25 protein-coding genes are annotated in these 24,387 nt (G+C 62.2%); 17 read left to right on the plus strand and 8 right to left on the minus strand.

The window, feature by feature from the left end; genetic code table 11:
• The first annotated feature begins 4 nt into the window (after window positions 1-4).
• A complete protein-coding gene (gene aroB / locus GGR20_RS10755) occupies window positions 5-1,120 on the plus strand; it encodes a 3-dehydroquinate synthase (RefSeq protein ID WP_183311268.1) in 1,116 nt (371 codons plus the stop codon).
• Window positions 1,117-2,415 carry an HlyC/CorC family transporter gene (locus GGR20_RS10760; RefSeq protein WP_183311269.1) on the plus strand — a complete coding sequence of 433 codons (1,299 nt, stop codon included), beginning with the start codon at window positions 1,117-1,119 and terminating at the stop codon, window positions 2,413-2,415. The genes aroB and GGR20_RS10760 overlap by 4 nt, the downstream gene beginning before the upstream one ends.
• Here GGR20_RS10760 and GGR20_RS10765 read toward each other — a convergent pair whose 3' ends face one another.
• Window positions 2,416-2,685, minus strand: coding sequence for a BolA family protein (locus GGR20_RS10765; RefSeq protein ID WP_183311270.1), 270 nt, complete (start codon window positions 2,683-2,685; stop codon window positions 2,416-2,418).
• A gap of 42 nt (window positions 2,686-2,727) precedes the next feature.
• On the opposite strand from GGR20_RS10765, the gene GGR20_RS10770 reads away from it, so the two are divergent.
• The 4 genes from GGR20_RS10770 (at window position 2,728) to GGR20_RS10785 (ending at window position 7,509) form a co-directional block, all read left to right on the plus strand.
• Complete coding sequence (locus GGR20_RS10770; RefSeq protein WP_183311271.1) at window positions 2,728-3,351, plus strand: J domain-containing protein; 624 nt, start codon at window positions 2,728-2,730, stop codon at window positions 3,349-3,351.
• 168 nt (window positions 3,352-3,519) lie between these two features.
• Entirely contained in the window at window positions 3,520-4,503 is a 984-nt protein-coding gene (gene cobS, locus GGR20_RS10775; protein ID WP_183311272.1) for a cobaltochelatase subunit CobS, read from the plus strand.
• 127 nt (window positions 4,504-4,630) lie between these two features.
• A complete protein-coding gene (gene cobT, locus GGR20_RS10780) occupies window positions 4,631-6,520 on the plus strand; it encodes a cobaltochelatase subunit CobT (RefSeq protein WP_183311273.1) in 1,890 nt (629 codons plus the stop codon).
• A gap of 20 nt (window positions 6,521-6,540) precedes the next feature.
• The gene (locus tag GGR20_RS10785) at window positions 6,541-7,509 is read left to right on the plus strand and encodes an esterase-like activity of phytase family protein (RefSeq protein ID WP_210283158.1); all 969 of its coding nucleotides are present in this window, start codon (window positions 6,541-6,543) and stop codon (window positions 7,507-7,509) included.
• A gap of 21 nt (window positions 7,510-7,530) precedes the next feature.
• On the opposite strand, the gene GGR20_RS10790 is transcribed toward GGR20_RS10785, so the two are convergent.
• Both GGR20_RS10790 and rpmB read right to left on the minus strand, forming a co-directional pair.
• The gene (locus GGR20_RS10790; protein ID WP_183311275.1) at window positions 7,531-8,166 is read right to left on the minus strand and encodes a VUT family protein; all 636 of its coding nucleotides are present in this window, start codon (window positions 8,164-8,166) and stop codon (window positions 7,531-7,533) included.
• A gap of 191 nt (window positions 8,167-8,357) precedes the next feature.
• Complete coding sequence (gene rpmB, locus GGR20_RS10795) at window positions 8,358-8,642, minus strand: 50S ribosomal protein L28 (RefSeq protein WP_183311276.1); 285 nt, start codon at window positions 8,640-8,642, stop codon at window positions 8,358-8,360.
• A gap of 242 nt (window positions 8,643-8,884) precedes the next feature.
• Between rpmB and GGR20_RS10800 the strand changes: the two genes are divergently transcribed.
• Window positions 8,885-9,667, plus strand: coding sequence for a DUF3108 domain-containing protein (locus GGR20_RS10800; RefSeq protein ID WP_183311277.1), 783 nt, complete (start codon window positions 8,885-8,887; stop codon window positions 9,665-9,667).
• 369 nt (window positions 9,668-10,036) lie between these two features.
• Here GGR20_RS10800 and GGR20_RS10805 read toward each other — a convergent pair whose 3' ends face one another.
• The gene (locus GGR20_RS10805; RefSeq protein WP_183311278.1) at window positions 10,037-10,177 is read right to left on the minus strand and encodes a hypothetical protein; all 141 of its coding nucleotides are present in this window, start codon (window positions 10,175-10,177) and stop codon (window positions 10,037-10,039) included.
• A gap of 698 nt (window positions 10,178-10,875) precedes the next feature.
• Here GGR20_RS10805 and GGR20_RS10810 point away from each other — a divergent pair.
• From GGR20_RS10810 to GGR20_RS10835, 5 genes are all read left to right on the plus strand, one after another.
• Entirely contained in the window at window positions 10,876-13,836 is a 2,961-nt protein-coding gene (locus GGR20_RS10810; RefSeq protein ID WP_183311279.1) for a helicase-related protein, read from the plus strand.
• 3 nt (window positions 13,837-13,839) lie between these two features.
• Complete coding sequence (locus tag GGR20_RS10815; RefSeq protein ID WP_246349557.1) at window positions 13,840-14,250, plus strand: RNA-binding S4 domain-containing protein; 411 nt, start codon at window positions 13,840-13,842, stop codon at window positions 14,248-14,250.
• 153 nt (window positions 14,251-14,403) lie between these two features.
• Entirely contained in the window at window positions 14,404-14,742 is a 339-nt protein-coding gene (fdxA, locus tag GGR20_RS10820) for a ferredoxin FdxA (RefSeq protein WP_183311280.1), read from the plus strand.
• A gap of 369 nt (window positions 14,743-15,111) precedes the next feature.
• Window positions 15,112-15,681 carry a CarD family transcriptional regulator gene (locus GGR20_RS10830; protein WP_183311282.1) on the plus strand — a complete coding sequence of 190 codons (570 nt, stop codon included), beginning with the start codon at window positions 15,112-15,114 and terminating at the stop codon, window positions 15,679-15,681.
• A 141-nt stretch (window positions 15,682-15,822) separates the two neighbouring features.
• Window positions 15,823-16,155, plus strand: a complete 333-nt coding sequence (locus GGR20_RS10835; RefSeq protein WP_183311283.1) for a DMT family transporter — start codon at window positions 15,823-15,825, stop codon at window positions 16,153-16,155.
• Here the strand turns inward: GGR20_RS10835 and GGR20_RS10840 are convergent.
• A complete protein-coding gene (locus GGR20_RS10840; protein ID WP_183311284.1) occupies window positions 16,124-16,684 on the minus strand; it encodes an AAA family ATPase in 561 nt (186 codons plus the stop codon). The genes GGR20_RS10835 and GGR20_RS10840 overlap by 32 nt on opposite strands.
• On the minus strand, window positions 16,684-17,511 hold the full coding sequence (locus tag GGR20_RS10845; protein WP_183311285.1) for a methyltransferase domain-containing protein: 828 nt from the start codon (window positions 17,509-17,511) through the stop codon (window positions 16,684-16,686). The genes GGR20_RS10840 and GGR20_RS10845 overlap by 1 nt, the downstream gene beginning before the upstream one ends.
• Before the next feature lie 93 nt (window positions 17,512-17,604).
• Here GGR20_RS10845 and GGR20_RS10850 point away from each other — a divergent pair, with 93 nt between their 5' ends.
• The 5 genes from GGR20_RS10850 to GGR20_RS10870 are packed head-to-tail and all read left to right on the plus strand — an operon-like array spanning window position 17,605 to window position 20,313.
• Window positions 17,605-18,354, plus strand: coding sequence for a ComF family protein (locus GGR20_RS10850; RefSeq protein ID WP_183311286.1), 750 nt, complete (start codon window positions 17,605-17,607; stop codon window positions 18,352-18,354).
• A 37-nt stretch (window positions 18,355-18,391) separates the two neighbouring features.
• A complete protein-coding gene (gene grxC, locus GGR20_RS10855; protein WP_183311287.1) occupies window positions 18,392-18,646 on the plus strand; it encodes a glutaredoxin 3 in 255 nt (84 codons plus the stop codon).
• Between the two features lie 6 nt (window positions 18,647-18,652).
• Window positions 18,653-19,480, plus strand: coding sequence for a carbon-nitrogen hydrolase family protein (locus GGR20_RS10860; RefSeq protein ID WP_183311288.1), 828 nt, complete (start codon window positions 18,653-18,655; stop codon window positions 19,478-19,480).
• A gap of 60 nt (window positions 19,481-19,540) precedes the next feature.
• A complete protein-coding gene (locus tag GGR20_RS10865) occupies window positions 19,541-19,963 on the plus strand; it encodes a DUF1178 family protein (protein ID WP_183311289.1) in 423 nt (140 codons plus the stop codon).
• On the plus strand, window positions 19,960-20,313 hold the full coding sequence (locus tag GGR20_RS10870; RefSeq protein ID WP_183311290.1) for an MmcQ/YjbR family DNA-binding protein: 354 nt from the start codon (window positions 19,960-19,962) through the stop codon (window positions 20,311-20,313). Before GGR20_RS10865 ends, GGR20_RS10870 begins: the two co-directional genes overlap by 4 nt.
• A gap of 202 nt (window positions 20,314-20,515) precedes the next feature.
• Here the strand turns inward: GGR20_RS10870 and ilvD are convergent, their stop codons facing one another.
• Together ilvD and GGR20_RS10880 are read right to left on the minus strand one after the other, a co-directional pair.
• A complete protein-coding gene (ilvD, locus tag GGR20_RS10875) occupies window positions 20,516-22,369 on the minus strand; it encodes a dihydroxy-acid dehydratase (RefSeq protein WP_183311291.1) in 1,854 nt (617 codons plus the stop codon).
• 354 nt (window positions 22,370-22,723) lie between these two features.
• On the minus strand, window positions 22,724-24,385 hold the full coding sequence (locus tag GGR20_RS10880) for a thiourocanate hydratase (RefSeq protein WP_183311292.1): 1,662 nt from the start codon (window positions 24,383-24,385) through the stop codon (window positions 22,724-22,726).
• Window positions 24,386-24,387: the final 2 nt, after the last annotated feature.

Genomic DNA, 24,387 nt, shown 5'->3' on the forward strand with positions numbered 1-24,387 from the left:
TCTCATGGCCCAGATCGACCACACAGTTCATGTTGCCCTGGGTGAACGCGCCTATGATATTTTGATCGGCCCGAAACTGATCGAGGAGGCCGGGGCGATCCTGGCGGAAAAATTCCCGGGTCGGCGCTATGGCATCGTCACTGACGAGATGGTTGCCGGCGCGCAATTGCCGCGACTGACCGCGGGCCTCGATGCGGCCGGGCTTTCTTATGACACCATAGTGTTGCCGGCCGGGGAGAGCACCAAGAGCTATGGCATGCTCGAAAAGGTGGTCGAGGGGCTGTTGTCCGCCAAGCTGGAGCGCGGCGATCTGGTGATCGCACTGGGCGGCGGCGTTGTTGGCGATCTGGCCGGGTTTGCCGCGGCGGTGACGCGGCGTGGCATGGATTTCGTGCAGGTGCCGACCTCGCTGCTGGCGCAGGTGGATTCCTCGGTGGGCGGCAAGACGGGCATCAATTCGCCGCATGGCAAGAACCTGGTGGGGGCGTTCCATCAACCCAAGCTGGTGCTGGCCGATCTTTCAGCACTCGATACGCTTGATCCGCGTCAATTTGCTGCCGGCTATGCCGAGGTGGTCAAATATGGGCTGATCGACGACCCGGAATTCTTCGAGTGGCTCGAAGCCAATCGTGTCGAGATCTTTTCGGGCGGGCCGGCGCGCGGTGAGGCGATTGCCCGCTGTTGTGCCCACAAGGCGCGGGTGGTGATCGCAGACGAGAAGGAAACCGGGGTCCGCGCCCTGCTCAATCTGGGGCACACTTTTGGCCATGCGCTGGAAAAGGACACCGGCTATTCGAGCCGCCTGTTGCATGGTGAAGGCGTTGCCATCGGCATGGTGCTGGCGCATGGTTTTTCCAACCGGCTCGGGCTGGCGCCGGGGCAGGATAGCGGCCGGGTGGCGGCGCACTTGCAGGCCGCAGGTCTGCCGACGCGTTTGGCCGATATTCCGGGCGAGCTTGGCTCAACAGATGAGTTGATGGCGGCAATCGCGCAGGACAAGAAGGTGTCGCGCGGCGCGCTGACCTTTATCCTGACCCGGGGCATCGGCCAGGCCTTTATCGAGAGACAAGTCGATCCGCAGGCCGTTCGGGCCTTTCTGGAGGAGATGCGCGCAAAATGAGTCTCACCCTTTGGCTGACTTCTGGCGGCATCCTCTTGCTGCTGGCGATGAGTTTTTTCTTTTCCGGCTCGGAAACCGCGCTGACGGCGGCTTCGCGGGCGCGCATGCACCAGCTTTCGCGCGCTGGCGACAAGCGGGCAGCGCTGGTCGAGCAATTGTCCAGCCAGAAGGAGCGGCTGATCGGGGCGATCCTTCTGGGCAACAACATCGTCAATATCCTTGCCTCGACCCTGGCCGCCAGCGTGCTGATTGCCCTGTTCGGTGAGGCGGGCATTGCCTATGCCACGATCGCCATGACGGCGGCCGTGGTGGTATTTTCCGAGGTGCTGCCCAAGACGCTGGCGTTGATGCGGCCAGATGGTTTTGCGCTGGGGGTTTCGCCAGTGATCCGGGTGGTGGTGATCGTGTTTGCGCCGGTGACCTTGGCGGTTCAGGCCATTGTCAACGCGATCCTCAGGCTGTTTGGGCTTGATGCGAGCAATGTCAGCGCCATTTCGGGTCATGACGAAATTCGCGGCACGCTGGACCTGCTGCATTCGGAGGGTGAAGTGGTCAAGGACGACCGCGACATGCTCGGCGGCCTACTGGATCTGCGTGACCTGGTGGTCAGCGATGTAATGGTGCACCGCACCCAGATGCTGGCGCTCGATGTCACCATGAGCGCGGATGAGCTGGTCAAGGCGGTACTGGAAAGCGCCTACACCCGTATTCCACTCTATCAGGGGGAAACCGACGACATTGTCGGCATTATCCACGCCAAGGACGTGCTGCGGGCGCTGATGGCGGTGGATGGCGATGCTTCACGCGTCGATATTCGGCAGATCATGTCCAAGCCCTGGTTCATTCCCCAATCCACAGCGGTGCAGGTGCAGCTTTCGGCATTCCTCAAGCGCCACTCGCATATGGCGCTGGTGCTCGATGAATATGGCGTGCTTGAAGGGCTGGTGACGCTCGAAGACATTATCGAGGAAATCGTCGGCGACATTTCCGACGAGCATGACGAGCCGGACGATGAAGCCGTGTTCGGCATCGACAAGCAGGAGGACGGCAGCTTCATCGTCGATGCCAGCATCGCCATTCGCGACATCAACCGCCTGCTCGACTGGGATCTGCCCGATGCGCACGCCAATACGGTGGCCGGCATTGTCATCAATGCGGCCAAGCTCATTCCGGAGCCTGGACACCAGGTCGAAGCGCATGGCTTTTCGTTCCTGGTGTTGGAGCGGGACCGGCAGCGGGTGTCGAAAGTGCGCATCACCCCCCGAACGGAGGGTGGCGAGGCGCCAGCGGATTGACTATATGGTCGAGGTCGGCAGCACCTCGATGGCGAGGGCATGCACGCTGGACTTCAATTCATCGTCAAGTGCGTCCATCACCGCGCGGTGTTGCGCTACGCGGCTTAGCCCGTCAAAATTGCGGGTCGCGATTCTGACACGAAAATGGGTTTCACCACCCTCCCGCCAACCGGCGTGACCATGGTGAGACTGGGATTCATCGATCACCTCCAGATGGAGGGGAGCGAATTTTTCGGCGAGCTTGGCGTGGATCGTGTCCGTCATGGACATGGTGTCGGCTCCAATATCTGACTGAAGACACAACTAGGCACAATGAAACAGCAATCCAAGCTCTTCGATAACATTCGCATTCGGCCGCGGCGGGAGGAAAAGCCCGAACCGATCGAGGTGCAGTGCGACTGGGAAGGCTGCGAAGCGGCCGGCGAGTTCAGGGCCCCCAAGGGCGCGGGCTCGGAGGGCCAGTATCACAATTTTTGCCTCGAGCATGTGCGGCACTACAACAAGGCGTTCAACTATTTTGCCGGCATGAGCCCCGAAGAGCTGGACGAAGCGCTGCACACCCCGCCCAAGGCCGAATCGCGCTCGACCTTTGCCACGGGCAACCCCACTGCGGCGCGTGCCGCGGGGCGCAATGCGGCCAAGCCCGGCGACAAATATGGTGACCCGTTCGGGGTTTTCGCGCGCTATCGCTATCAGCAGTCCAAGCGGCCGGCGACCGAGCGGGTCAAGCCGCTCAACGAACCGGACCGGCGGGCGCTTGAAGTGCTGGGCTTTACCGCCCACGCCAAGTCCGACGAGATCAAGCGGGCCTATAAGGACCTGGTCAAGAAGCACCATCCGGACGTCAATGGCGGCGACGCCTCTTCCGAGGAACGTCTACGTTCGGTGATCGCGGCCTATACCCATTTGAAGAAACAGGGGTTCGTGGTGCGCTAGCACCGGCCCTTGCGGGCGCCAGAGCGTACGTATTGTTTGCCGGACCTCCCAGCGGCTGCCCGATCGTCACCCCGGCCTCACCATCCCGAGGCTACCCGCGTCGTCACATTGCTGCTATAGAGCCACCGCCTTCGCAGAATTTTTCCTTGCATTTCCAAGAGTCCGACCATGACTGAATTCGCAAATTTGCCCGATACCGAATACCAGGCGCGGGATCTGTTCGGGATTGATACGGACATGGTGGTCAAGGGTTACAAAGAACGCAGCGACCATGTGCCGCCGATCGATCCGGACTATCTGTTCGACCGCAATACCACGCTCGCGATCCTGGCGGGTTTTGCCTATAACCGCCGCGTCATGGTGCAGGGCTATCACGGCACGGGCAAATCCACCCATATCGAACAGGTCGCTGCACGGCTGAACTGGCCATTGGTGCGCGTGAACCTGGACAGCCATGTGAGCCGGATCGATCTGGTGGGCAAGGACGCGATTGTCCTCAAGGACGGCAAGCAGATCACCGAGTTCCGCGACGGCATCCTGCCGTGGGCGGTGCAGAACAATATCGCGCTGGTGTTCGACGAATATGATGCGGGGCGTCCGGACGTGATGTTCGTGATCCAGCGCGTGCTTGAACAGTCGGGCCGGCTGACCCTGCTCGACCAGAACCGTGTCATCGTCCCGCACCCCTCCTTCCGCCTGTTCTCGACCACCAATACGATTGGCCTGGGCGATACTTCGGGACTTTATCACGGCACGCAGCAGATCAATCAGGGTCAGATGGACCGCTGGAGCATCGTGACGACGCTCAACTATCTGCCGCATGACAAGGAAGTCGGCATCGTCCTGGCCAAGAACAAGGCCTATGGCGAGACCGACAAGGGCCAGAAGCAGATCGCCAATATGGTGCGCCTGGCAGATTTGACGCGCTCGGCCTTCATCAATGGCGATATCTCGACCGTGATGAGCCCGCGCGGCGTCATCACCTGGGCCGAGAACGCCGTCATTTTCGGCGGCGATGTCGGCTTTGCCTTCCGGTTGACCTTCCTGAACAAATGCGACGAGCTCGAACGCCCGGTGGTGGCCGAGTTCTATCAGCGCGTGTTCGGCGAAGACCTGCCGGAAAGCTCCGCCAATCTGGCGGTGATGGCTTAGTCCAGCGCGTACGGCCTCGCCCTTCGACAGGCTCAGGGTGAGGTCTACTGTGAATTCTGCGTCGTCTCGTAGACCTCATGGTGAGCTTGTCGAACCACGAGGTCGCGGCCACCAAGGCAACTGATACATGGCACAACCTCCGCGCAGCAAAGCCAATAAGCCGGACCAGACCCAGGCGTTCAAGAGCGCCATGGGTGCGACGGTGCGCGCAATCGGGGCCAAGCCAGACCTTGAGGTGAGCTTTACCGCCGACCGGCCTTTGCTGACCTCGGACAAGGCGCGGCTGGCCAATCTGCCGCGCCTGCCGACCAAGCGCGATATTGCCATTGCCCGTGGGCAGGGCGACGCCATGGCCATGCGACTGGCCAGCCACGATCCGGAATCCCACCGCAAGCGGGCGCCTATGGACCCGCAGGCCCGAGCGGCCTTCGATGCGCTCGAACAGGCGCGGGTGGAATCGCTGGGCTGCATCCGCATGCCGGGCATGGTGGGCAATATTCACGAAATGCTGGAAGACCGGCTGTTTCGCGCCAATTTCGCTGAAGTCGACGACAAGGGCGATGCGCCGCTGGCCGAGGCGCTGGGATTGATGCTGCGCGAAAAGCTGGCCGGGGTGGACGTGCCGCCTTCGGGCCATGCGCTGGTTGATCTCTGGCGCAAGGAGATCGAGAGCAAGGCCGGTCCCTCGATCGAAAAGCTGCTCGAGGCCTATGAAAGCCAGGAGGACTTTTCGCGGGCCGCGCGCGCGGTGTTGCGCGACCTCAACCTGATCGCCGAAAGCGACATGGAAGACCCCTCCGACAGCGATGAGGAAGCGGCCGAGGACAGCCAGCCCGAACAGGCCCAGGGATCGGATCAGGACCAGGAGCAGGGCGAAGGCGAGAACGAACAGTCCGAGAGCGAGGACGACCAGCAGGCTGGCGAAAGTGAAGAATCCGGCGATGTCGAAGGCATGGACGCTGACATGGCCGACAGCGACGAGAACGCCGAGGCCGAAGCGGGCGAGGATGCGCCGATGCCCCCACCCGCCAAGGATGGCGGCGAGCGGCTCTCGAACCAGTTCAACTACAAGGTGTTCACGCAGAAATATGACGAGATCGTCAAGGCGGCGGAGCTGTGTCCACCCGATGAGCTCGACCAGTTGCGGGCCCTGCTCGACAAGCAACTGGAGAACCTGGCGGGTGCCGTAGCGCGGCTGGCCAACAAGCTGCAGCGCCGGCTGATGGCCAAGCAGAACCGGAGCTGGCAGTTCGATCTCGAGGAAGGGCTGCTCGATACGGCGCGCCTCACCCGCGTGGTTACTGACCCGCTGCAGGCCTTGAGCTTCAAGGTCGAAAACGACACCGAATTCCGCGATACCGTGGTGACGCTGCTGATCGACAATTCGGGTTCGATGCGCGGCCGGCCGATCACCATTGCGGCGATCTGCGGCGACATTCTCGCGCGCACGCTCGAGCGATGCGGGGTAAAGGTCGAGATCCTGGGCTTTACCACCCGCGCCTGGAAAGGCGGCAAGAGTCGGGAGGCGTGGCTGGAAGCCAATCGCCCCACCAATCCGGGCCGGGTCAACGATATTCGCCACATCATCTACAAGGCAGCAGACGAGCCCTGGCGCCATGCCCGGCGCAATCTCGGGCTGATGATGCGCGAGGGGCTGCTCAAGGAGAACATCGATGGCGAGGCGCTCGAATGGGCGCGCAAGCGCCTGATGGCGCGGCCCGAGCAGCGGCGCATCATGATGGTGATTTCCGATGGCGCTCCGGTGGATGACTCGACCCAGTCAGTCAATGCCGGCAACTATCTCGAAGCCCATCTGCGCCAGGTGATCGAGGATATCGAAACCCGCTCGCCGATCCAGTTGGTGGCGGTGGGCATCGGCCACGATGTGACCCGCTATTACCGGCGCGCCGTGACCCTGCTCGATGCCGAGGAACTGGCCGGGGCGCTGACCGATGAATTGGCGGCGCTGTTCGACGAGGAACTGCCGGCCCAGACGCGGCGGCGGGCCAGGGGATGATGCTGCGGGCCGCAACTGCCGTGGCACTGTTGGTTCTGGCCTTGCCGGCCGGGGCGATGGAGTTGATGGTCAGTGCCGCTCCCGTCACCCGGTTCAAGGGCGCAGAACTGGACCAGCCGGTCGAACGGCTGATCTTTCGCGGCGGGCTGACGCTGCAAAGCCCGGTTGACACTTTTGGCGGCCTCTCCGGCGTTACCCAGACCGGCCCAGACCAACGCATTGCTTTTGTCTCCGACCGGGGCAACTTCATTTCCGGACAATTAGCCTATGATGAGGCAGACCGACTGATCGGCTTGATCGGTGTTACAATCGAGCCGATGCAGAATTCGGGCGGTACTGTGTTGCCGCGCCAGTATGCCCGCGATGCCGAAGGCATGGACACGGTCTGGCGCGATGGCGCGGCCTATGCGGTGCGCGTGGGGTTCGAGCATCTGACCCGGGTGGCGGACTTTGAGATAACGGATGGCCGGCCGGATGGCGCGGCGCGGGAAGTCAACATTCCGCAGTGGCTGACCGATCTGAGGACCAATGAAAGCCTGGAATCGGTCTGCATTGCCCCGGAAGCATCGCCCATTGCCGGTTCCACCCTGCTGCTGACCGAAGAAGCGCTCGACAGCGATGGCAATCATCGCGGTGAGTTGCTGGGCGTCAATGACAAGGGACCGATTGGCTATGCCAACAGCCCAATCGTCAACCCGACGGACTGCAAATTCCTGCCCAATGGCGATCTGCTGGTGCTCGAGCGGGGGGTGTCGCTGTTTGCCTTCGTGATGAATTTGCGGCTGGTGCCGGCCGATCAGGTGCGGCCGGGCAATCTGATGCGCGGCGAGTTGCTGGTCTCGGCGCAAGGCGGCGAGATCGACAATATGGAAAGCCTGCTGGTGCACGAAACGCCCGGCGGCGAGACGCGCATCCTCATCGGCTCGGACAATAATTTCAACGATTGGCAGCGCAATCTTGTCCTTGAGTTCGCGCTGCCACAGGAATAGCCAGGCCTATTCGGCCGGCTTTCAGGCCGCCACCGGCATCTTGCGCAGTACCAGGTCGCGGACGGTCTTGTAGGGCGCCAGCATCAGCACTGCCATTACCAGTTTGACCAAGAAGTCGCCCAGCGCGAGGGACTGCCAGAGTTCGACTTCCGGGCCGATGCCGAGCAGCGGGGCGGGGAAGGCGAGTGAAGAGTCATCCATGCCGAACAGCGCATCGATGCCAGCGAAAGCCGGGGCCATGGCGAGGCTGAAGAACAGCGCCGTGTCGAGCGCGGAGGAGACCAGCGAGGAGAACATGGGCGCATGCCACCAGGCGCTGTTGCGCAGTCGGTGGAAGATCGAGATGTCGAGCAATTGAGCGACCAGGAATGCCGAGCCTGAGGCAATTGCGATGCGCGGGGTTGCCAACCAGATCGAGAGGATCACCGCCACGGCAAAACCAGCCACGACGACGAGCCGGGCGCGTTGTGGGCCGAAGGCGCGGTTGGAAAGGTCGGTGACCAGGAAGGCGACAGGATAGGTGAACGCGCCCCAGGTGAGGATGTCACCGAGGTTGACGCCACCGATCATGGCGTCGACGGGGAACTGGACCAGAAAGTTGGAGGCGGCGATGACGGCCACCATGGCGGCAATGGCCACCAGGAAACGAGACAGCATTGGACTACCTTCATGTGATCCGCCGACCGGCAACAGACCGGGGCGGGGAGCTGATGTGACGCCGGATTTGCGGCGACACCGGGTCTTGTGCCTGCCTCAATTGGGCAGGACGCATGGAAGCCAAGCTTCCAAAAAAACAAGACCGCGTGGCAGTTGCCCACCACGCGGCCAGAAACTCGAATGCAGAAATCCTAGCCAGCGAGGGTGGCGCGGATTTCCTTCTTCAGGCCCAGAGCCAGCGGGGACAGGTCGGCGTCGTCCTGCTTGAGCAGGAAGGCGTCCAGACCACCGCGATGCTCGACGGTGCGCAGTGCGGAAGTGGCGACACGCAGCTTGACCGGACGATTGAGCGCGTCCGAGAGCAGGGTGACGTTCACCAGATTGGGGAGGAAGCGGCGGCGGGTACGGTTAAGGGCGTGCGAAACATTATTGCCCACCATAACACCCTTGCCGGTCAGTTCGCAGCGACGTGCCATTGGTCTTGATCCTGTTTGTGTAAAGGTCCTGCGTGGCGGGGACGTCCCGCTACGGGCCTCGATTGTGATGAAATCTCGCGGGTCTTTAGAGAATTGGGGGGCATCCGTCAAGCAAAGAGGCCGGACAAAGCGGCGCGAGCGCCTTGCTTGTGCCCGGTATGGACGGCAGTTTGGAGATAAACAGTGATTCGTTTCGCCCGGCCAGCGTCTCGCGCGGGCATTTGCAGCCGAGAAGACCACACGTGATCCGCACTGCCTTTGCTCTTGTTGCCGCCCTCGCACCGCTCACACTTTCACCGACCCTGGCCGCACCGGTCGAGGCACGCGCCAGCTATGTGGTGACGGTGGGCGGGATCAATGTGGCCATGGTTGATATCGACCTCAATGATGATGGCGCGCGCTACGGGCTAGATTTGTCGGCGCGGGTGGCGGGGCTGGGGAGCGTCGTGGCCAGTGGCACAGCCAGCGCCTCGGTGTCGGGGTCTTCGGCGGGCCCGTCTCTGCAATCGCAGAGCTTTGCGCTGGAGACGCGGGCCAATGGCGAGGTATTCACTGCCAATGTCGGCTATGAGGGGCGCAATGTCAGCGCGTTCCAGGTGCAGCCACCGGTGACCGACTCCTATGATCGCGTGCCGCTGGAACGCGGGCATCTCAGGAATGTCGGCGATTTTCTCTCGGCGTTTGTGCTCAAGGGCAACGGGTTGGACCGGAGCCTGTGCGAGCGCACGCTCAAGATCTTCACCGGGGTCGAGCGCTTCGATATTGCGCTTGGCTTTCTGGACAATGACGAGGCAACCTCGCCGCGCACCGGCTATCAGGGGCCCCTGGTCGCCTGCTCGCTCGACTATCGGCCGATCTCGGGGCATTTCGAAAGCTCTGAGATGACTAATTACCTGGCCCAGACCAGCCGTATGATCCTGTGGTACGCGCCGCTGGGGCAGACCGGCTACTTTATTCCCTATCGCGTGATTATCGGCACCTCGATGGGCGATCTCTCCATGGTGCTGACCCGCGCCGAGAGCTGAGTTGCCTGTCCCAGTTTGGGACGGTCAAAAGCTTTTTTGACAATTTTGCGACGATACCGGCCCGCCAGTGCGCGTCTCACCGGTTAACGGCCCACCGTGTCCCTTCGACCAGCACACTAAGGGACTGTCAGGAAATGGCCGGAGGCGAGCGGAATTAACCCGATGTTCACGCACATGAACGGGATTTGGGCTTATCTTGTAGTAAGTTAGCCTGGCTTGTAGGGCCTGTCTCTGCAGCCCACCAGATATGGTGGAGAACAAAGTGATAGCGGTGATTCCGGCCCGATTCTGTCCCTGTTCGTTCCCCGTTTGGACCAGACCTTAAGGCGGGCCGGATGCACCGAGCGGCTTTGTGCCGTCATGGCACAGTCAGAGTGTTTCCAGGGTCGCTATGCGCTGGTGGGAATCGAAGGTGAAGGCCTGACGCAGCACGGCAGGGCTCCCCGGGAAGGTGCCTGAGACTTCGAAGGTGACGATCGTGCGGTCCTTGTCCGCTTCGACCCGCTGCAATTGATAGCGCGGGCGATAAGCGCTCCTCGACGCTGCGCAGCCAGAGCGCGATGGCCGCTTGCCCGCGGTGCCACTCGCCTTCGTCGTGAACCGAAGCATTTGGCGCGAACAGGGCCGCCGCGTGGAGAGGGTCAGTGCGCTCGAAATATTGCGAGAGCGGATCGGGAAGCGTTGCGGGATCAAATGCGGACATCCGGCAGATCTCCAAGGTGGTTGATATGAGCTTGTATGCGCCTGCGTCGTGACAGGCTGTGTCAGTGGCCGTTGTCCCATCCCGATACGTCAACTCGGATTTTCCTCAAGCTTGTGCCCAAAAGCACAGGACTTATGGGCGTGTCGTCGTGAAGATGGAAAAAATAGCGGAAGAACAAGCGTTTACGCTTCGTTCAGGAATGGCCGATTTTGTCGCCAGTTAACCCTTGGCTAAGCAAGTTGAACGGATTTCGGGCCGGATTGGCCTTGGTCGCGATCCGAAACGCCAAGCGCTCCAGCTTTAGTGTGGAATCGTGTATGGATGCCACCATATCTAGCCGTGAACAAAGCCAGACTCACTGAGTCGCGCCGATTCGGTTCTGTTTCGTTCCGCCTCCGTTCTATCGGTGAAGAGGCGTGACAAATTCATGACAAATCTGTCCTTTGCTGGGACAAGTGCGCCATGCCTCTCGCAAGCCGAGCAGGGACCGCCTACATAGGTGACGATGAGCTTTTCCCCTTCCCATTCGGTCAAGGCGATCCTTGGCCCGACCAATACCGGCAAGACCTATTTCGCCATTGAGCGCATGCTGGCCCATCCCACGGGGATGATCGGCCTGCCCTTGCGGCTGCTCGCGCGCGAGGTCTATCAGCGGATCGTCGAGCGGGTGGGCGAGCAGGCTGTTGCGCTGATCACCGGTGAAGAGCGCATCGTGCCGGCCAAGCCGCGCTATTGGGTGGCGACGGTGGAAGCCATGCCGATGGACATCCATGTCGACTGCGTGGCGGTGGATGAGATTCAGACCGCCATCGATTTCGACCGCGGTCATGTGTTCACCGACCGGATCCTCAAGGCGCGCGGTCTGCATGAAACGCTGCTGCTGGGGTCGGCGACCATGGCGGGGGTGGTCAAGAAACTGATCCCGCATGCCGAGATCATCGACCGGCCCCGCTTTTCCCAGCTTACCTATGCAGGGTCGAAGAAACTGTCGCGTCAGCCGGCGCGCTCGGCGATCGTCGCGTTCTCGGCGCGGCAGGTCTATGCCATCGCCGAGCTGATTCGGCGCGAACGCGGGGGTGCGGCGGTTGTAATGGGCGCGCTCAGTCCCCGGACGCGCAATGCCCAGGTCGAGCTATATCAGAATGGCGATGTGGACTTTCTGGTCGCTACAGATGCCATCGGCATGGGGCTCAACCTCGACATCCACCATGTTGCCTTTGCTGATGACAGCAAGTTCGACGGGCACCAGAGCCGGCCGCTGACGCCGTCCGAACTGGGGCAGATTGCCGGTCGCGCCGGGCGTCACAAGCACAACGGAAGCTTTGGCGTTACCGGGGGCACCGAAGGGTTTGACGAAGAGCTGGTGGTGGCATTGGAAACCCATGATTTCCAGCCAATCCGCCAAGTGCAGTGGCGCAATTCAGACCTCAACTTCAGCTCGGTCGAGGCGCTGCGCAATTCGCTTGAAGTGGTGCCGCAGGACCGGACACTGACCCGCGTGCCGATTGCAACCGATCAGCATGCGCTCGAATTTCTCATGCGCAATGAAGCCGGGGCCCTGGCGCGCGGCCACGATGCGGTCAAACTGCTTTGGGAATGTTGCCAAACTCCGGATTATCAGGGGATCTCGCCAGCCGCGCATGGTGAGATCGTTACCCGCATTTATTCGGATTTGAGACGAATTGGATCGGTTCGCGCAGATTGGATTGCCGAGCAGGTCCGGTTTTGCGACAATGCGGAGGGCGACATTGATACACTCAGTAATCGGATCAAGCAGATCCGGACCTGGACCTTTGTCGCCAATCGTAAAAACTGGCTTGAAGACCCTACCTATTGGCGCGAAAAGACGCGAGACATTGAGGACCGCCTGAGTGACGCTCTGCACGAGCGGCTCACCCAGCGCTTCGTGGACCGGCGCACCAGCGTGTTGCTCCGCCATCTGAAAGACAAACGTATGGTATCTCCCGAAATCAATGAGCGCGGCGAAGTGCGGCTGGAAGGCCACCTCATCGGCACGCTCGAAGGCTTCCGTTTCACCCTGGCCCGCAATGATGGCGATACTGACGCCAAGGGATTGCGCGGCGCAGCCGATTCGGTGGTCGCCCCCGAGATACACAATCGTGCCGAGAGATTGGCCGGTTCGCCAAATGAAGAATTCGTGTTGGCCACCGACGGGCGCCTGCGCTGGCGCGGCGAAGTGGTGGCAGAGCTGGCCGAAGGCGACAGCCTTTATCGTCCCCGCATCCTGCTGCTGGCCGATGAGACGCTGACAGGACCGGATCTGGAAAAGGTTCAGGACCGCCTTTCGCTCTGGCTGCGTCACCATATCAATACTGTGCTTGAACAGGTCATGGCGCTCGAAGCGCCGGCTGATCTGGAGGGCAGCGCGCGGGGGCTGGCCTATCAGCTCTTCGAGCATATTGGCCTGTTGCCGCGTGCCATGGTGGCCGATGAGGTCAAGGGGCTGGATCAGGATGTGCGCGGCAAGCTGCGCAAGCTCGGCATCAAGTTCGGTGCCTACCACATCTATCTGCCGCTTTCATTGAAGCCCGCGCCGCGCGAGCTGGCGCTGATCCTGTTTGCGCTGAAAAATGGTGGTGTGCGCCAGCCGGGTGTCTCCGATATTCCCCATATTGTGCTGTCGGGCCGCACCTCCTTTGTGGTCGACCCCGAGGTCGATACGCGGCTTTACGAAATCGCCGGTTTCAAGGTGGCAGGCAGCCGGGCGGTGCGTGTCGACATTCTCGAGCGCCTGGCCGACATCATCCGGCCGCTGGTGGCACTGGATGCCGGCCGGCCCTATCAGGGCGAATTGCCCGCCGGTGCTGCCGAGGGCAATGGTTTCCGAGTCACGGTGGAAATGACGAGCCTATTGGGCTGCTCGGGCGATGATTTCTCCTCCATCCTGACCTCGCTAGGCTATCGCGTCCGTCGCACCCCCAAGGCGGCCGTCGAGACGCCGGCGCCGGCAGAGGCCTCGGCCGAAACCCCGGCGCTTGAACAGGTGCTGGAGGACAATGCAGCCAGCGCCGAGGCGGGCAACGAGGACGCTGCTCCAGAAAACGCTGAAGCGCCTGTCGTCGTGGCAGAACCGGGCGAAGGCGCCGTGCCGGATGCAGCTCCGGCTGAGGCCGCTGCAGAGCCGACCGCTCCGGCTGAACCGGAGTTTGACGAGGTCTGGTTCCCCGGTGGACGCCGCCATAATGACAATCGCCGCCACGAAAGCCGCAATCGCCGCGAAGGCGAGGACGGGCCGCGGCAGAACAATCGTCCCCGCCATGGCAAGGGGCCGCGCCGCCCCGAGGGCGCAGGCCAGCAGGCGCGCCCCAATGGCAAGGGCCGTCCCGACAAGGCGGAACGGGGCGAGCGCAAGGATCGCCGTCCGCCCCGTGAGGATCGCAAGCCGGTGTTCGATCCGGACAGCCCGTTCGCGGCGCTGGCGGCCCTACGCGACAAGTCGGAGTAGCAATTGGCAGGGCTGGAGCAGGTACCGCTCCGCAAGGAGCGGCTCGACCGCTTCCTGTTCTTTTCGCGCGCCGTCAAATCGCGCACCCTGGCGCAGAAGATCATTGAAAGCGGCGCTATTCGCGTCAATTCGGAAAAGACCGAGCGTACCGATCTCAAGGTCGGGGCGGGTGATGTGCTGACCATGTCGCTGCACAACCGCATCGTGATATGGCGCATTCTCGATTGCGGCACACGGCGGGGGCCGGCCAGCGAAGCGCAGGGGCTTTACGAGGATATTTCCCCGCCGCCGGTGCCCAGGGCAGAGCTGTCGCCATATGACGCGGCGATCGCAGAAAGACCGGCTGGAGCGGGACGTCCGACCAAGAAAGAGCGGCGCGAGACGGATCGGTTGCGCGGTGGCGATGTCGATTAGGCAAGTCTTCCCCTTAGCCTGCCCCATGCGCCAAACCGTCCCTCCGGACGGCCTTGCGATGCGCAAGAAAACGGTTTAGCACCAAACCCGTTGAGACAGGCGGGCTGACCTGCCCCAAGGGTCGGGCCGCAACGAGATGGGATCGCCTCCTAGATGACTTATATCGTCACCGACAATTGCATTGCCTGCAAATATACCGACTGCGTGGAAGTGTGTCCGGTGGACTGCTTTTATGAAGGCGAGAACATGCTGGTGATCCATCCGGACGAATGCATCGACTGCGGCGTGTGTGAACCCGAGTGTCCCGCAGAAGCGATCAAGCCGGATACCGAGAGCGGGCTCGACGAGTGGCTGGAGCTTAATCGCAAGTTCTCCAATAGCTGGCCGAACCTGACCGAGCGGCGCGAACCATTGCCCGAGGCAAAAGAACGTGATGGTGAGGACGGCAAGCTCACCAAGTACTTCTCGGAAGAGCCGGGCGAAGGCGACTAGGCGGTTCGCAGGCTCATTGCAAGCATCAAATCTTTGAGGCGTGGCAAAGGTTTGTCATGGTTTCGTCACATCCGGTCAATCCCCGGCGGGTGCTGATGCGCGCCGGTGATTCGTTCCTTTTGATTCTGCTGAAAAATTGTGCTATGGTGTGACCATATGCAGTTAAGCCCATCACCCAGCCGTGCCGCGAAGGCACGATTTTTTTGACACCACACAAAGCTGAACCATGCCGTTCCGGCAAGCGGATCCGGAGCGACGTGGGGTTTGACTGCGCATATGCGTCCGGATTGACGGGCGCCAAACAAGTAGGATGGCTGACCTTGCCGCAAGGAACCAGCCATTGGGGCGTCAACAAGGAGTTCGAAGCATATGGTAGCCAAGAAGCAGCAGCAGCGGCTTGGGTTCAAGACAGGCGAGTTCGTCGTCTATCCGGCCCACGGCGTCGGCGTTGTCGTCGCCATTGAAGAGCAGGAAGTCGCTGGGCTGACCCTCGAGCTGTTTGTGATCAGCTTCGAGCAGGACAAGCTGACCCTGCGCGTTCCTGTGGCCAAGGTCAAGTCTGTCGGCATGCGCAAGCTGGCCGAAGACGAAGAGGTCAAGCGCGCGCTCGATACCGTCACTGGCCGGGCTCGCGTCAAGCGCACCATGTGGTCGCGTCGCGCCCAGGAATATGAAGCCAAGATCAATTCGGGCGATCTGATCGCGATTTCCGAAGTGGTCCGTGATCTTTACCGGTCCGAAGAGCAGCCCGAGCAGTCCTATTCGGAACGCCAGCTGTTCGAGCAGGCCATGGATCGCATGAGCCGTGAGATCGGCGCCGTGCGCAAGCTCACCCTCACCGAAGCGGTGCAGCTTATCGAAAAGCAACTCGCCAAGAGCCCGCGTCGCACCAAGGCCGATGCGGCTGAAGCCGAAAGCGATGAGGAAGCTGCCGCTTAGGTTTTCTGCAGATTGATTGAAAAAGGCCGGTGTAGACACCGGCCTTTTTTGTGTCCTGAGGGCACACAAGTCCTCCCCTCGGCGTGACTTGGCCGCGCCGATCTGGTCAAAGCCGGGAGATACGAAATTCTCGGTGATGCCATGCCCAATTATGCCTTTCTTGCCATTGCCATTGTTGCCGAAGTGATTGGTACCAGCGCGCTCAAGGCTTCGGAGGGTTTTTCTAACCTGTTGCCTTCCATTCTGGTGGTGGTGGGCTATGGGGTGGCGTTCTATTGCCTATCGATGACCCTGCGCACCCTGCCGGTCGGTATTGCCTATGCCGTGTGGTCGGGCGCCGGCATCGTGCTGGTGTCCCTGCTGGGCTGGATGCTCTACGGCCAGAAGCTCGACCTATGGGCCATGCTGGGGATCGGGCTGATCATTGCTGGGGTGCTGATCCTCAACCTGCTGTCGAAGTCGACGGTGCATTGAGTCGATAACGGCCAGACGCCAGAGCGGCCTGCAAGGCGGCCATGGTATCCGCCCGGTTGAGGCCGTCCACATTGAGGGCATGGTCCTCATGTGCCCCGAGATCGGCGAATTCGGCATGGAGGGCAGCCACCACAGCGGGGTCAGTCAGGCTGTCGCCACCGCGGGCCTGGCAGCGGGCGACGGCCTCCTCGGCGCTGGTGCGCAAGACGACATAGTGCAGCGGCAGGCCCGGTTCGGCGAAAGCGGGCAGGGCCCAGGGGCGGATCACTCCATCCAGGGCGACGAAATAACCATTGGCGGCATAGGCCCCAGCCACGCTTGCGGCGATCTGCATGATCATCTGGTTCTGGGTGTGCGATTCAGGCAGCCAGGGGTCGATCTTGCCGGTCTTGATATAGCCCCAGAAATCGTCGGAGTGCAGATGCACCTTGGGCCCGCCGGGCAGATGCGCCAACGCCTCGGCGCAGGTGGTCTTGCCCGAGCCCGGATGGCCGGAGAGGATCAGGATATGGCCGGCGGGGAGGTCCATCAGGGATTTTTCAACACATCCTTCATGCTGACCGTGGCGCTACCGGGCCGCAGGGGTTTTTGCTGGCTTTCATGCGGCACCCATCCGGCGAGCCAGATGATTTCAAGGGTCGCGCGCACCCGGCCATCGGCGTCTGCGTCGCGCTCGGCATAGGTCTGGGCGGCGGTTGCGAGCAGAGTGCGGGTGGCAAAGCGCCGGGGACGGTCGGCCAGGGGATTGGCGGCGCCCAGAGCCTTGAGTTCGGCCATCAGGGCAAAGGGGGTGGCGTAGCGGACGCGATGGGTTTCCACGTCGGCCACCGGCAGGGCAAAGCCGGCCCGCTGCAACAGGGCGCCGGCATCGCGCACCTGTGCCATGGGCGCGACCCGGGCCGAAGCGCCGCCCGAAACCTGCAGATCGGCGGCCAGAAAGGCCTCGCGCAACTCGGTCAGGCTCTCGCCGCCAACAAAGGCCGCCATCAGCAATCCGTCAGGCTTGAGCAGGCGCCGCAGCCGCGCCAGATGGCCGGGCACATCATTGATCGCTTGCAGATGCAGCAGCGAGACGATCAGGTCGAGGTCGCCCTCTGGCAGAAGGGGAAACTCGTCGCCGGAAAAGGCCTCGACGCGCTGCGCCTGCACCGGCCCATTGGCGGTAAACAGCGTCTGGGGCAAGGAAGAGGCATCGGGCCCGATCAGCACAGCGCGACTGAAGTCGCGCTTATAGGCGCTCAACCGATCGGCCAGGTCTTCGAGCACCAGATCGCGCACGAAATTGGCGCCCTGCGGGCGGCGTTGGAGATTGCGGGTGATCTGGGTGGTATCGAACAGGCGCGGAGGGGTGGTCATCAAAGAGGCTTTCGCCGGGGCCGGGTCGGGAGCATTATGGCTGTTATGGAGATGGGGGCCGGGGAAGTCAAAGAGATCGGGCGCGGGGCGCGAATGCGGCAGCGTTTCGCCGGGCTGCGACGTGCCTTGCTGGATCTGGTCTATCCGCCGGGATGCGCTGCCTGCAACGCGCCGCTGATCGGGGCCCAGGCGCTGTGTCCGTCCTGTTTTGCCGGTTTGCGGCAGATCAGTGCGCCGCTCTGCCCGGTGCTGGGCATTCCTTTCGAAACCGATCTGGGGCCGGACATGCGCTCGGCCGAGGCCCTGGCCGATCCGCCCCCTTTTGCGCGGGCGCGGGCGGCGGTGGTCTATAGCGCGGTGGCGGGGACGCTGATCAGCCGGCTCAAATATGGCGACCGGCCGGAAGTGGCGGGGTATTGCGCGCAATTGATGGCCCTGGCCGGGCACGACTATTGGGCCGCCGGGCCAATCATCGTGCCAGTGCCGCTGCATGCCAGCCGGTTGCGGTTCCGGCGCTACAACCAGTCCATGCTGCTGGCGCGCGAGTTGGGCCGACTGACGGGTCTGGATGTCGATCCGCATCTGATCGGGCGGCATAGAAAGACCCGGCAACAGGTGGGGCTGTCCGGCGACAGCCGGTTGCGCAATGTGCGAGGGGCTTTTTCAGCCCATCCGCATGCGCTCGAACGCCTGGCAGGGCGACCGGTGGTGCTGATCGACGATGTCTATACCACCGGGGCCACGGTCAAGGCGGCGACACGCGTGCTCAAGCGGGCCGGTGCCGCACAGGTGAACGTGTTGACCTTCGCTCGCGTTGTCATTGGCGAGGATCTCCCCATATAAGGGGGCAAGTTCAGGATATTCAGGAGCCTTAAGCGATATGGCCAAGGTCGAAATCTACACCACCCCCACCTGTCCCTATTGCCACGCCGCCAAGGCGCTGCTCAACGAAAAGGGCGTGGACTATTCCGAGATTACCGTGCTCGATCCCGCCCTGCGCGAGAAGATGACCCAGCGCGCCCATGGCCGCCGCACCGTTCCGCAGATCTTTGTCGGCGAGACGCATGTGGGCGGTTATGACGACATGGCAGCGCTTGACCGGCGCGGCGGGCTGGACCCCCTGCTGGCGCAGTAGTACGCCATGAAAATCGCCGCCATTCAGATGTGCTCGGGGCTTGACCCGGCCGTCAATCTTGCCGCGCTCGAGCCCTTGCTGGCCGAAGCTGCGGCGCAGGGTGCGTCCTATGCGCTGACCCCGGAAGTCACCATGATCTTTCCCGAGAACCGGGATCAGCTCAAATCGGTGGCGGCGCCCTTCGAAGGGCATCCGCAACTGGCGGCGGTGGGTGATCTGGCCAGGCAGCACGACATGCATATTCATATCGGTTCGCTGCCGATCCCGCTGGCAGATGGGCGCTTTGCCAATCGCTCGGTGCTGTTCGGGCCGGATGGGGCGCAGCGTGCGACCTACGACAAGATCCATCTGTTTGATGCCGATATCGCCGGGCTCAACGCCTATCGGGAGAGCGCCACCTATAAGGGTGGCGAAAAGGCCGTGATCGCGCCGCTGGGGGATTTTACCCTCGGTTTTTCGATCTGCTATGACATGCGCTATCCCCGGCTATACAATGTGCTGGCCAATGCCGGTGCGAGCCTGATGGCGGTGCCGGCGGCTTTCACCGTGCCCACGGGCCAGGCGCATTGGCATGTGCTGTTGCGGGCCCGCGCCATTGAGACGGGGTCATATGTCATCGCCGCGGCGCAGGGCGGCAGCCATGCCAATGGACGGTCGACCTATGGGCATTCGCTGATCGTCGACCCATGGGGCAAAGTCATTGCCGAACTCGACCATGACCGGCCAGGCGTGCTGGTCGCGGAGATCGATCCGGCAGCCGTCACCGAGGCGCGGCAACGCGTGCCGGCCCTGGCCAATGCGCGGGACTTTGCCGCGCCCGATTTGCACGACTAAGCCAAGGCCCTATATGGTCGAGAAATAGGCGCATAGCGCCGCAATGAAACGACAAGTCCAGTGATTCAGTATTCGCTTCAATGTTCGAACGGGCATCGCTTCGATGTCTGGTTCAAAAATGCAGCCGCCTATGAGGAACAGCGTGGCCGTGGCCTGGTAAGCTGTGCCGAGTGTGGCGACGGCATGATCGAGAAGGCGCCGATGGCTCCTAATGTCGCGCGGACCGATCAGGATCGCATGCCGGTATCTGCGCATCACCCCGAGGCCGCCAAAATCCGAGACATGCTGCGTGCCTACCGCCAAAAGGTGCTGGCCGAAGCCGAAAATGTCGGTGACCGGTTTGCCGAGGAGGCGCGCAAGATTCATTTCGAGGAGGCCGAGGCGCGCGGCATTTATGGCGAGGCGACGCGGGATGAGGTGGCCGAGCTGATTGAGGACGGCGTCGATTTTCTGCCCTTGCCCGATGTGGGAGAGGACAATTGAGCCTGTTTGTCCGCGACGGGTTCGACGCTGCGCTCTCACAATTGCCGGGTGTCACCTTCGTCGATCAATGGGATGCGCGCGTCGCCAAGGTCGGCGGCAAGGTGTTCTGCGTGCTGACCGACTATGAACCCCGCTGCGTTGTCTTCAAGTGCAGCGAAGAGAGCTTTGATATTCTGACCAATCTGAGTGGCGTCGCGCAGGCCCGTTACTTTGCCAAGCGCAAATGGGCCAGTGCGGAGGCTGGCTCGGAACTAAGCGAGGATGATCTGCTGGCCTATGTCACCCGTTCGCACGCCCTGGTCGCTGAAGGGCTGACCCGGAAGCTGCGCGCCGAATTGGGCATTCTCTGACTTTTTCGGGGATTGGGTCGGCCCGATAGGGAGGGTGGAATCCCCGCTATCGAGCCTGACCAGGCCAGCAAGCCTTGGCAGGCCGCTGGTTGGCTAAGCGCGTGTTAGCACCGGGCGGCAGGCTTGTCATCAAAAAGTCATGCGGCCAGACAGCGAATTGCACCGCCCCGTCTTTTCCGAGGGGCGGTGCAATGAAATTGCCTCAGTGCCAGAGCTTGTCGATGGCCTTGGTGTCGCGCACCGCGCCAGTGGCGGCGGAGGTGACAAAGGCCGCATACGCCTTGAGCGCGGTGGTGATCTTGCGCTTGCGCGGCTGGGCGGGCTTCCAGCCGAGCTTATCCTGTTCGGCGCGGCGGGCCGCCAGATCGGCATCGGAGACCAGCACATTGACGGTGCGGTTGGGGATGTCGATCTCGATGATGTCGCCTTCGCGCACCAGACCTATGGCGCCGCCTTCAGCGGCTTCAGGCGAGGCGTGGCCGATGGAAAGGCCCGAGGTGCCGCCCGAGAAGCGTCCGTCGGTGAGCAGCGCGCAGGCTTTGCCCAGCCCCTTGGATTTCAGGTAGCTGGTGGGATAGAGCATTTCCTGCATGCCGGGGCCGCCCTTGGGGCCTTCATAGCGGATGACGACGACGTCTCCTTCCTTGATCTCATTGGACAGGATCGCCTTGACGGTCATGTCCTGGCTCTCGAAGACGCGGGCCGGGCCGGTGAACTTGAGGATCGATTCATCCACGCCCGCCGTTTTCACGATGCAGCCATCGAGCGCGATATTGCCCTTGAGCACGGCCAGGCCGCCATCCTTGGAGAAGGGATTGTCGGGCGAGCGAATGGCACCATTAGTGCGGTCGGTGTCCAGTTCCTTCCAGCGATTAGACTGGGAGAAGGCCTGGGTGGTGCGCACGCCGCCGGGGGCGGCCATATAGAACTGGCGCACGCTCTCGGAATTGGTGCGCGAGATATCCCATTTGTCGATGGCATCGCCCATGGTGGCCGCATGGACAGTGGGTTCGGTGCGATTGATCAGACCGGCGCGATCGAGCTGGCCGAGAATGGCGAAGATGCCGCCGGCCCGGTGCACGTCTTCCATATGAACGTCGTTCTTGGCCGGGGCGACTTTAGACAGCACCGGGACGCGGCGAGACAGGGCGTCGATATCGTCCATGGTGAAGTCGATGCCGCCTTCATGGGCAGCGGCCAGGATATGCAGCACGGTGTTGGTCGAACCGCCCATGGCGATGTCGAGGCTCATGGCGTTTTCAAAGGCGGCCTTGGTGGCAATCTTGCGCGGCAGGACATTTTCGTCTTCCTGCTCGTAATAGCGGCGGGCCAGATCAACGATCAAATGGCCGGCTTCCTGGAACAGGCGCTTGCGGTCCGAATGGGTGGCAAGGGTGGAGCCATTGCCCGGCAGCGACAGGCCCAGCGCTTCGGTCAGGCAGTTCATCGAATTGGCGGTAAACATGCCTGAACATGAGCCGCAAGTGGGGCAGGCGGCTTCCTCGACCGCCTGCACTTCCTCGTCGGTATAGTGATCGTCGGCGGCCATCACCATGGCGTCGACCAGGTCGAGTGCCTGGAGCTTGCCCTTGACCATGGCCTTGCCCGCTTCCATCGGGCCGCCGGACACGAAGACCACCGGGATGTTGAGCCGCATGGCGGCGTTCAACATGCCGGGGGTGATCTTGTCGCAATTGGAAATGCAGACCATGGCGTCGGCGCAGTGCGCATTGACCATATATTCCACCGAGTCCGCGATGATATCGCGGCTGGGCAGGGAATAGAGCATGCCGTCATGGCCCATGGCGATGCCGTCATCGACCGCGATAGTGTTGAATTCCTTGGCGACGCCGCCGGCCGCCTCGATTTCGCGGGCAACGAGCTGGCCTAAATCCTTCAGATGCACATGGCCGGGCACGAACTGGGTGAAGGAATTGACCACAGCAATGATAGGCTTGCCGAAATCGCCGTCCTTCATGCCGGTGGCGCGCCAGAGGCCGCGCGCGCCGGCCATGTTGCGGCCATGGGTGGTGGTGCGGGAACGATAGGCGGGCATGGCGGAATTCCTCGGTCTGGACTACCGGTGGGGCCGGTTTGTTCTCTGATGTCCTGTTTAGACCCATTGGCATCGCGCTTCAAGAAATTTCCGTACCGTACCGTACGGTTCGGTAGATGTCGAAAGTCGAGAAGTCTGTCCGTTGTTCTCGTGTCACCGATCTTGTGCTGGAGTTGCGTGAAATCGCTGGCGGGGCGAATTATTAGAGCACATCGCCAACTCACACATGCCGTGCGCAGCAGCGGCATGACGGCTACAAATGCAGGCCCTATTCAGTAAGACGAACAGGCGGGGTGAAACCGCCCGCGCGGAGGTTTGTCCCAACCGTCCTTTGAGAAGCGAAGCCGCGAGGGGTCAGGCCAAGTTGATATACCCAATTCCCTTCCGGGCAATTTCGTCCCGGCTTTCCTCGTAGCCGGCATCGGCATAGCGCATGACGCCGAGTGCTGTGTCATTGGTCAGTGCGTAGGACAGCCGTTCGGCACCCGCGTCCGTGCCGTCAGCCACAACGGTGACGCCGGCCGAGGTCATGTAGCCGGCATAGCCGCCGCCGCCTGAATGGACCACGACCAGATCGGCCATCGAAGAGCAGAGCAGCATGGCATCGAGAATTGGCCAGTCGGCGATGGCGTCCGAGCCGTCCTGCATGCGTTCGGTCATGATGTTGGGATGCGCCATGGCCCCGGCGTCGAGATGATCGCGGCTGAAGGTGACCGGACCGGCAAGTTCGCCTTTTCGCACCATATCGTTGACCGCCAGCGCCAGTTCGGTGCGCTCGCCATGGCCGAGCCAGGCAATGCGCGATGGCAGGCCCTCGAAGGGAACGTGGCGGCGGGCCAATTGAATCCAGTTGGTGACAATGCGGTTGTCCGGAAACATTTGCAGCAGGCGGTCATCGATCTTGCGGATGTCTTCGGGATCACCCGATTGCGCCATCCAACGAAAAGGGCCGATGGCACGAGCAAAGAGCGGGCGCAGATAAGCCTCGGTGAAAATGCGGATATCGAAGGCGTTCTCGACGCCGCCATCCTTGGCGTGGGTTCGGATCAGATTGCCGTTATCAAACACCTCGGCGCCGCGCGCCTGGAAAGCGAGCATGGCGGTAACGTGGTCGACAATGGAGGCTCGGCTGGCGGCCATCAGTGCGGCAGGATTGGACTTGCGCAACTCGCGCACCTGTTCGAGCGAATAGTCCTTTGGCACATAGCCATAAACCAGGTCATGGGCCGAGGTCTGGTCGGTGACAATGTCGGGCGTGATGCCGCGTCGCGCAATCTCGGGATAAATGTGGGCGGCATTGCCGACCAGGCCGATGGAGGTCGCGCGTTTGTCGCGGACCGCATCTGCGATCATGTCGAGCGCCGCGTCGAGATCGGGTGCGATCTCCTCAAGGTAGCCGATCTCCTTGCGTTTTGACGCGCGCTCAGGGTCGATATCGACGCAAAGGATCGCCGCGCCGGCCATGCGACCGGCCAGCGGCTGCGCACCGCCCATGCCGCCCAGGCCCGCCGTCAGGATAAAGCGTCCCGCCAGATCGCCGTTGAAACGGTTTTCGGCAATGCGCATGAAGATTTCATAGGTGCCCTGGATGACACCCTGACTGCCAATATATTGCCAGGCGCCAGCGGTCAGCCCACCCCAGCAGATCAGGCCCTTGCGCTCCAATTCGTAGAACACCTCGGCCTTGGCCCACTGCCCGACGATGTTGCAATTGGCCATGATCACCAGTGGCGCCTTGGCGTGGGTTTTGACCAGGCCAATCGGCTTGCCGGACTGGATGATCAGCGTTTGGTCCTCGTCCATGGTCTTGAGCGCATGAACAATCGCGTCGTGGCTGGCCCAGTTTCGCGCCGCCTTGCCGAGCGCCGCATAGACAACGAGATTGTCCGGGTCTTCACCGACGCTGAGCACATTTTCCAGCAGCCGCAGCAGGGCTTCCTGGCGCCGGCCGCGGGCGCGGATTTCATTGCCGCCGGGAATGGGAAAGCGTGGGTGACGGGGATTGTGGGTCGGCATCT

This window comes from Devosia subaequoris, assembly GCF_014197055.1.
GTDB classification, from domain to species: Bacteria; Pseudomonadota; Alphaproteobacteria; order Rhizobiales; family Devosiaceae; genus Devosia; species Devosia subaequoris.

Excerpts from the sequence above, each read along its gene's own strand:
- aroB (WP_183311268.1), top strand. The coding sequence starts at position 5 with ATGGCCCAGATCGACCACACAGTTCATGTTGCCCTGGGTGAACGCGCC.
- GGR20_RS10760 (WP_183311269.1), top strand. The coding sequence starts at position 1,117 with ATGAGTCTCACCCTTTGGCTGACTTCTGGCGGCATCCTCTTGCTGCTG.
- GGR20_RS10765 (WP_183311270.1), bottom strand. The coding sequence starts at position 2,685 with ATGTCCATGACGGACACGATCCACGCCAAGCTCGCCGAAAAATTCGCT.
- GGR20_RS10770 (WP_183311271.1), top strand. The coding sequence starts at position 2,728 with ATGAAACAGCAATCCAAGCTCTTCGATAACATTCGCATTCGGCCGCGG.
- cobS (WP_183311272.1), top strand. The coding sequence starts at position 3,520 with ATGACTGAATTCGCAAATTTGCCCGATACCGAATACCAGGCGCGGGAT.
- cobT (WP_183311273.1), top strand. The coding sequence starts at position 4,631 with ATGGCACAACCTCCGCGCAGCAAAGCCAATAAGCCGGACCAGACCCAG.
- GGR20_RS10790 (WP_183311275.1), bottom strand. The coding sequence starts at position 8,166 with ATGCTGTCTCGTTTCCTGGTGGCCATTGCCGCCATGGTGGCCGTCATC.
- rpmB (WP_183311276.1), bottom strand. The coding sequence starts at position 8,642 with ATGGCACGTCGCTGCGAACTGACCGGCAAGGGTGTTATGGTGGGCAAT.
- GGR20_RS10810 (WP_183311279.1), top strand. The coding sequence starts at position 10,876 with ATGAGCTTTTCCCCTTCCCATTCGGTCAAGGCGATCCTTGGCCCGACC.
- fdxA (WP_183311280.1), top strand. The coding sequence starts at position 14,404 with ATGACTTATATCGTCACCGACAATTGCATTGCCTGCAAATATACCGAC.
- GGR20_RS10830 (WP_183311282.1), top strand. The coding sequence starts at position 15,112 with ATGGTAGCCAAGAAGCAGCAGCAGCGGCTTGGGTTCAAGACAGGCGAG.
- GGR20_RS10835 (WP_183311283.1), top strand. The coding sequence starts at position 15,823 with ATGCCCAATTATGCCTTTCTTGCCATTGCCATTGTTGCCGAAGTGATT.
- GGR20_RS10840 (WP_183311284.1), bottom strand. The coding sequence starts at position 16,684 with ATGGACCTCCCCGCCGGCCATATCCTGATCCTCTCCGGCCATCCGGGC.
- GGR20_RS10845 (WP_183311285.1), bottom strand. The coding sequence starts at position 17,511 with ATGACCACCCCTCCGCGCCTGTTCGATACCACCCAGATCACCCGCAAT.
- GGR20_RS10850 (WP_183311286.1), top strand. The coding sequence starts at position 17,605 with ATGCGGCAGCGTTTCGCCGGGCTGCGACGTGCCTTGCTGGATCTGGTC.
- grxC (WP_183311287.1), top strand. The coding sequence starts at position 18,392 with ATGGCCAAGGTCGAAATCTACACCACCCCCACCTGTCCCTATTGCCAC.
- GGR20_RS10860 (WP_183311288.1), top strand. The coding sequence starts at position 18,653 with ATGAAAATCGCCGCCATTCAGATGTGCTCGGGGCTTGACCCGGCCGTC.
- ilvD (WP_183311291.1), bottom strand. The coding sequence starts at position 22,369 with ATGCCCGCCTATCGTTCCCGCACCACCACCCATGGCCGCAACATGGCC.
- GGR20_RS10880 (WP_183311292.1), bottom strand. The coding sequence starts at position 24,385 with ATGCCGACCCACAATCCCCGTCACCCACGCTTTCCCATTCCCGGCGGC.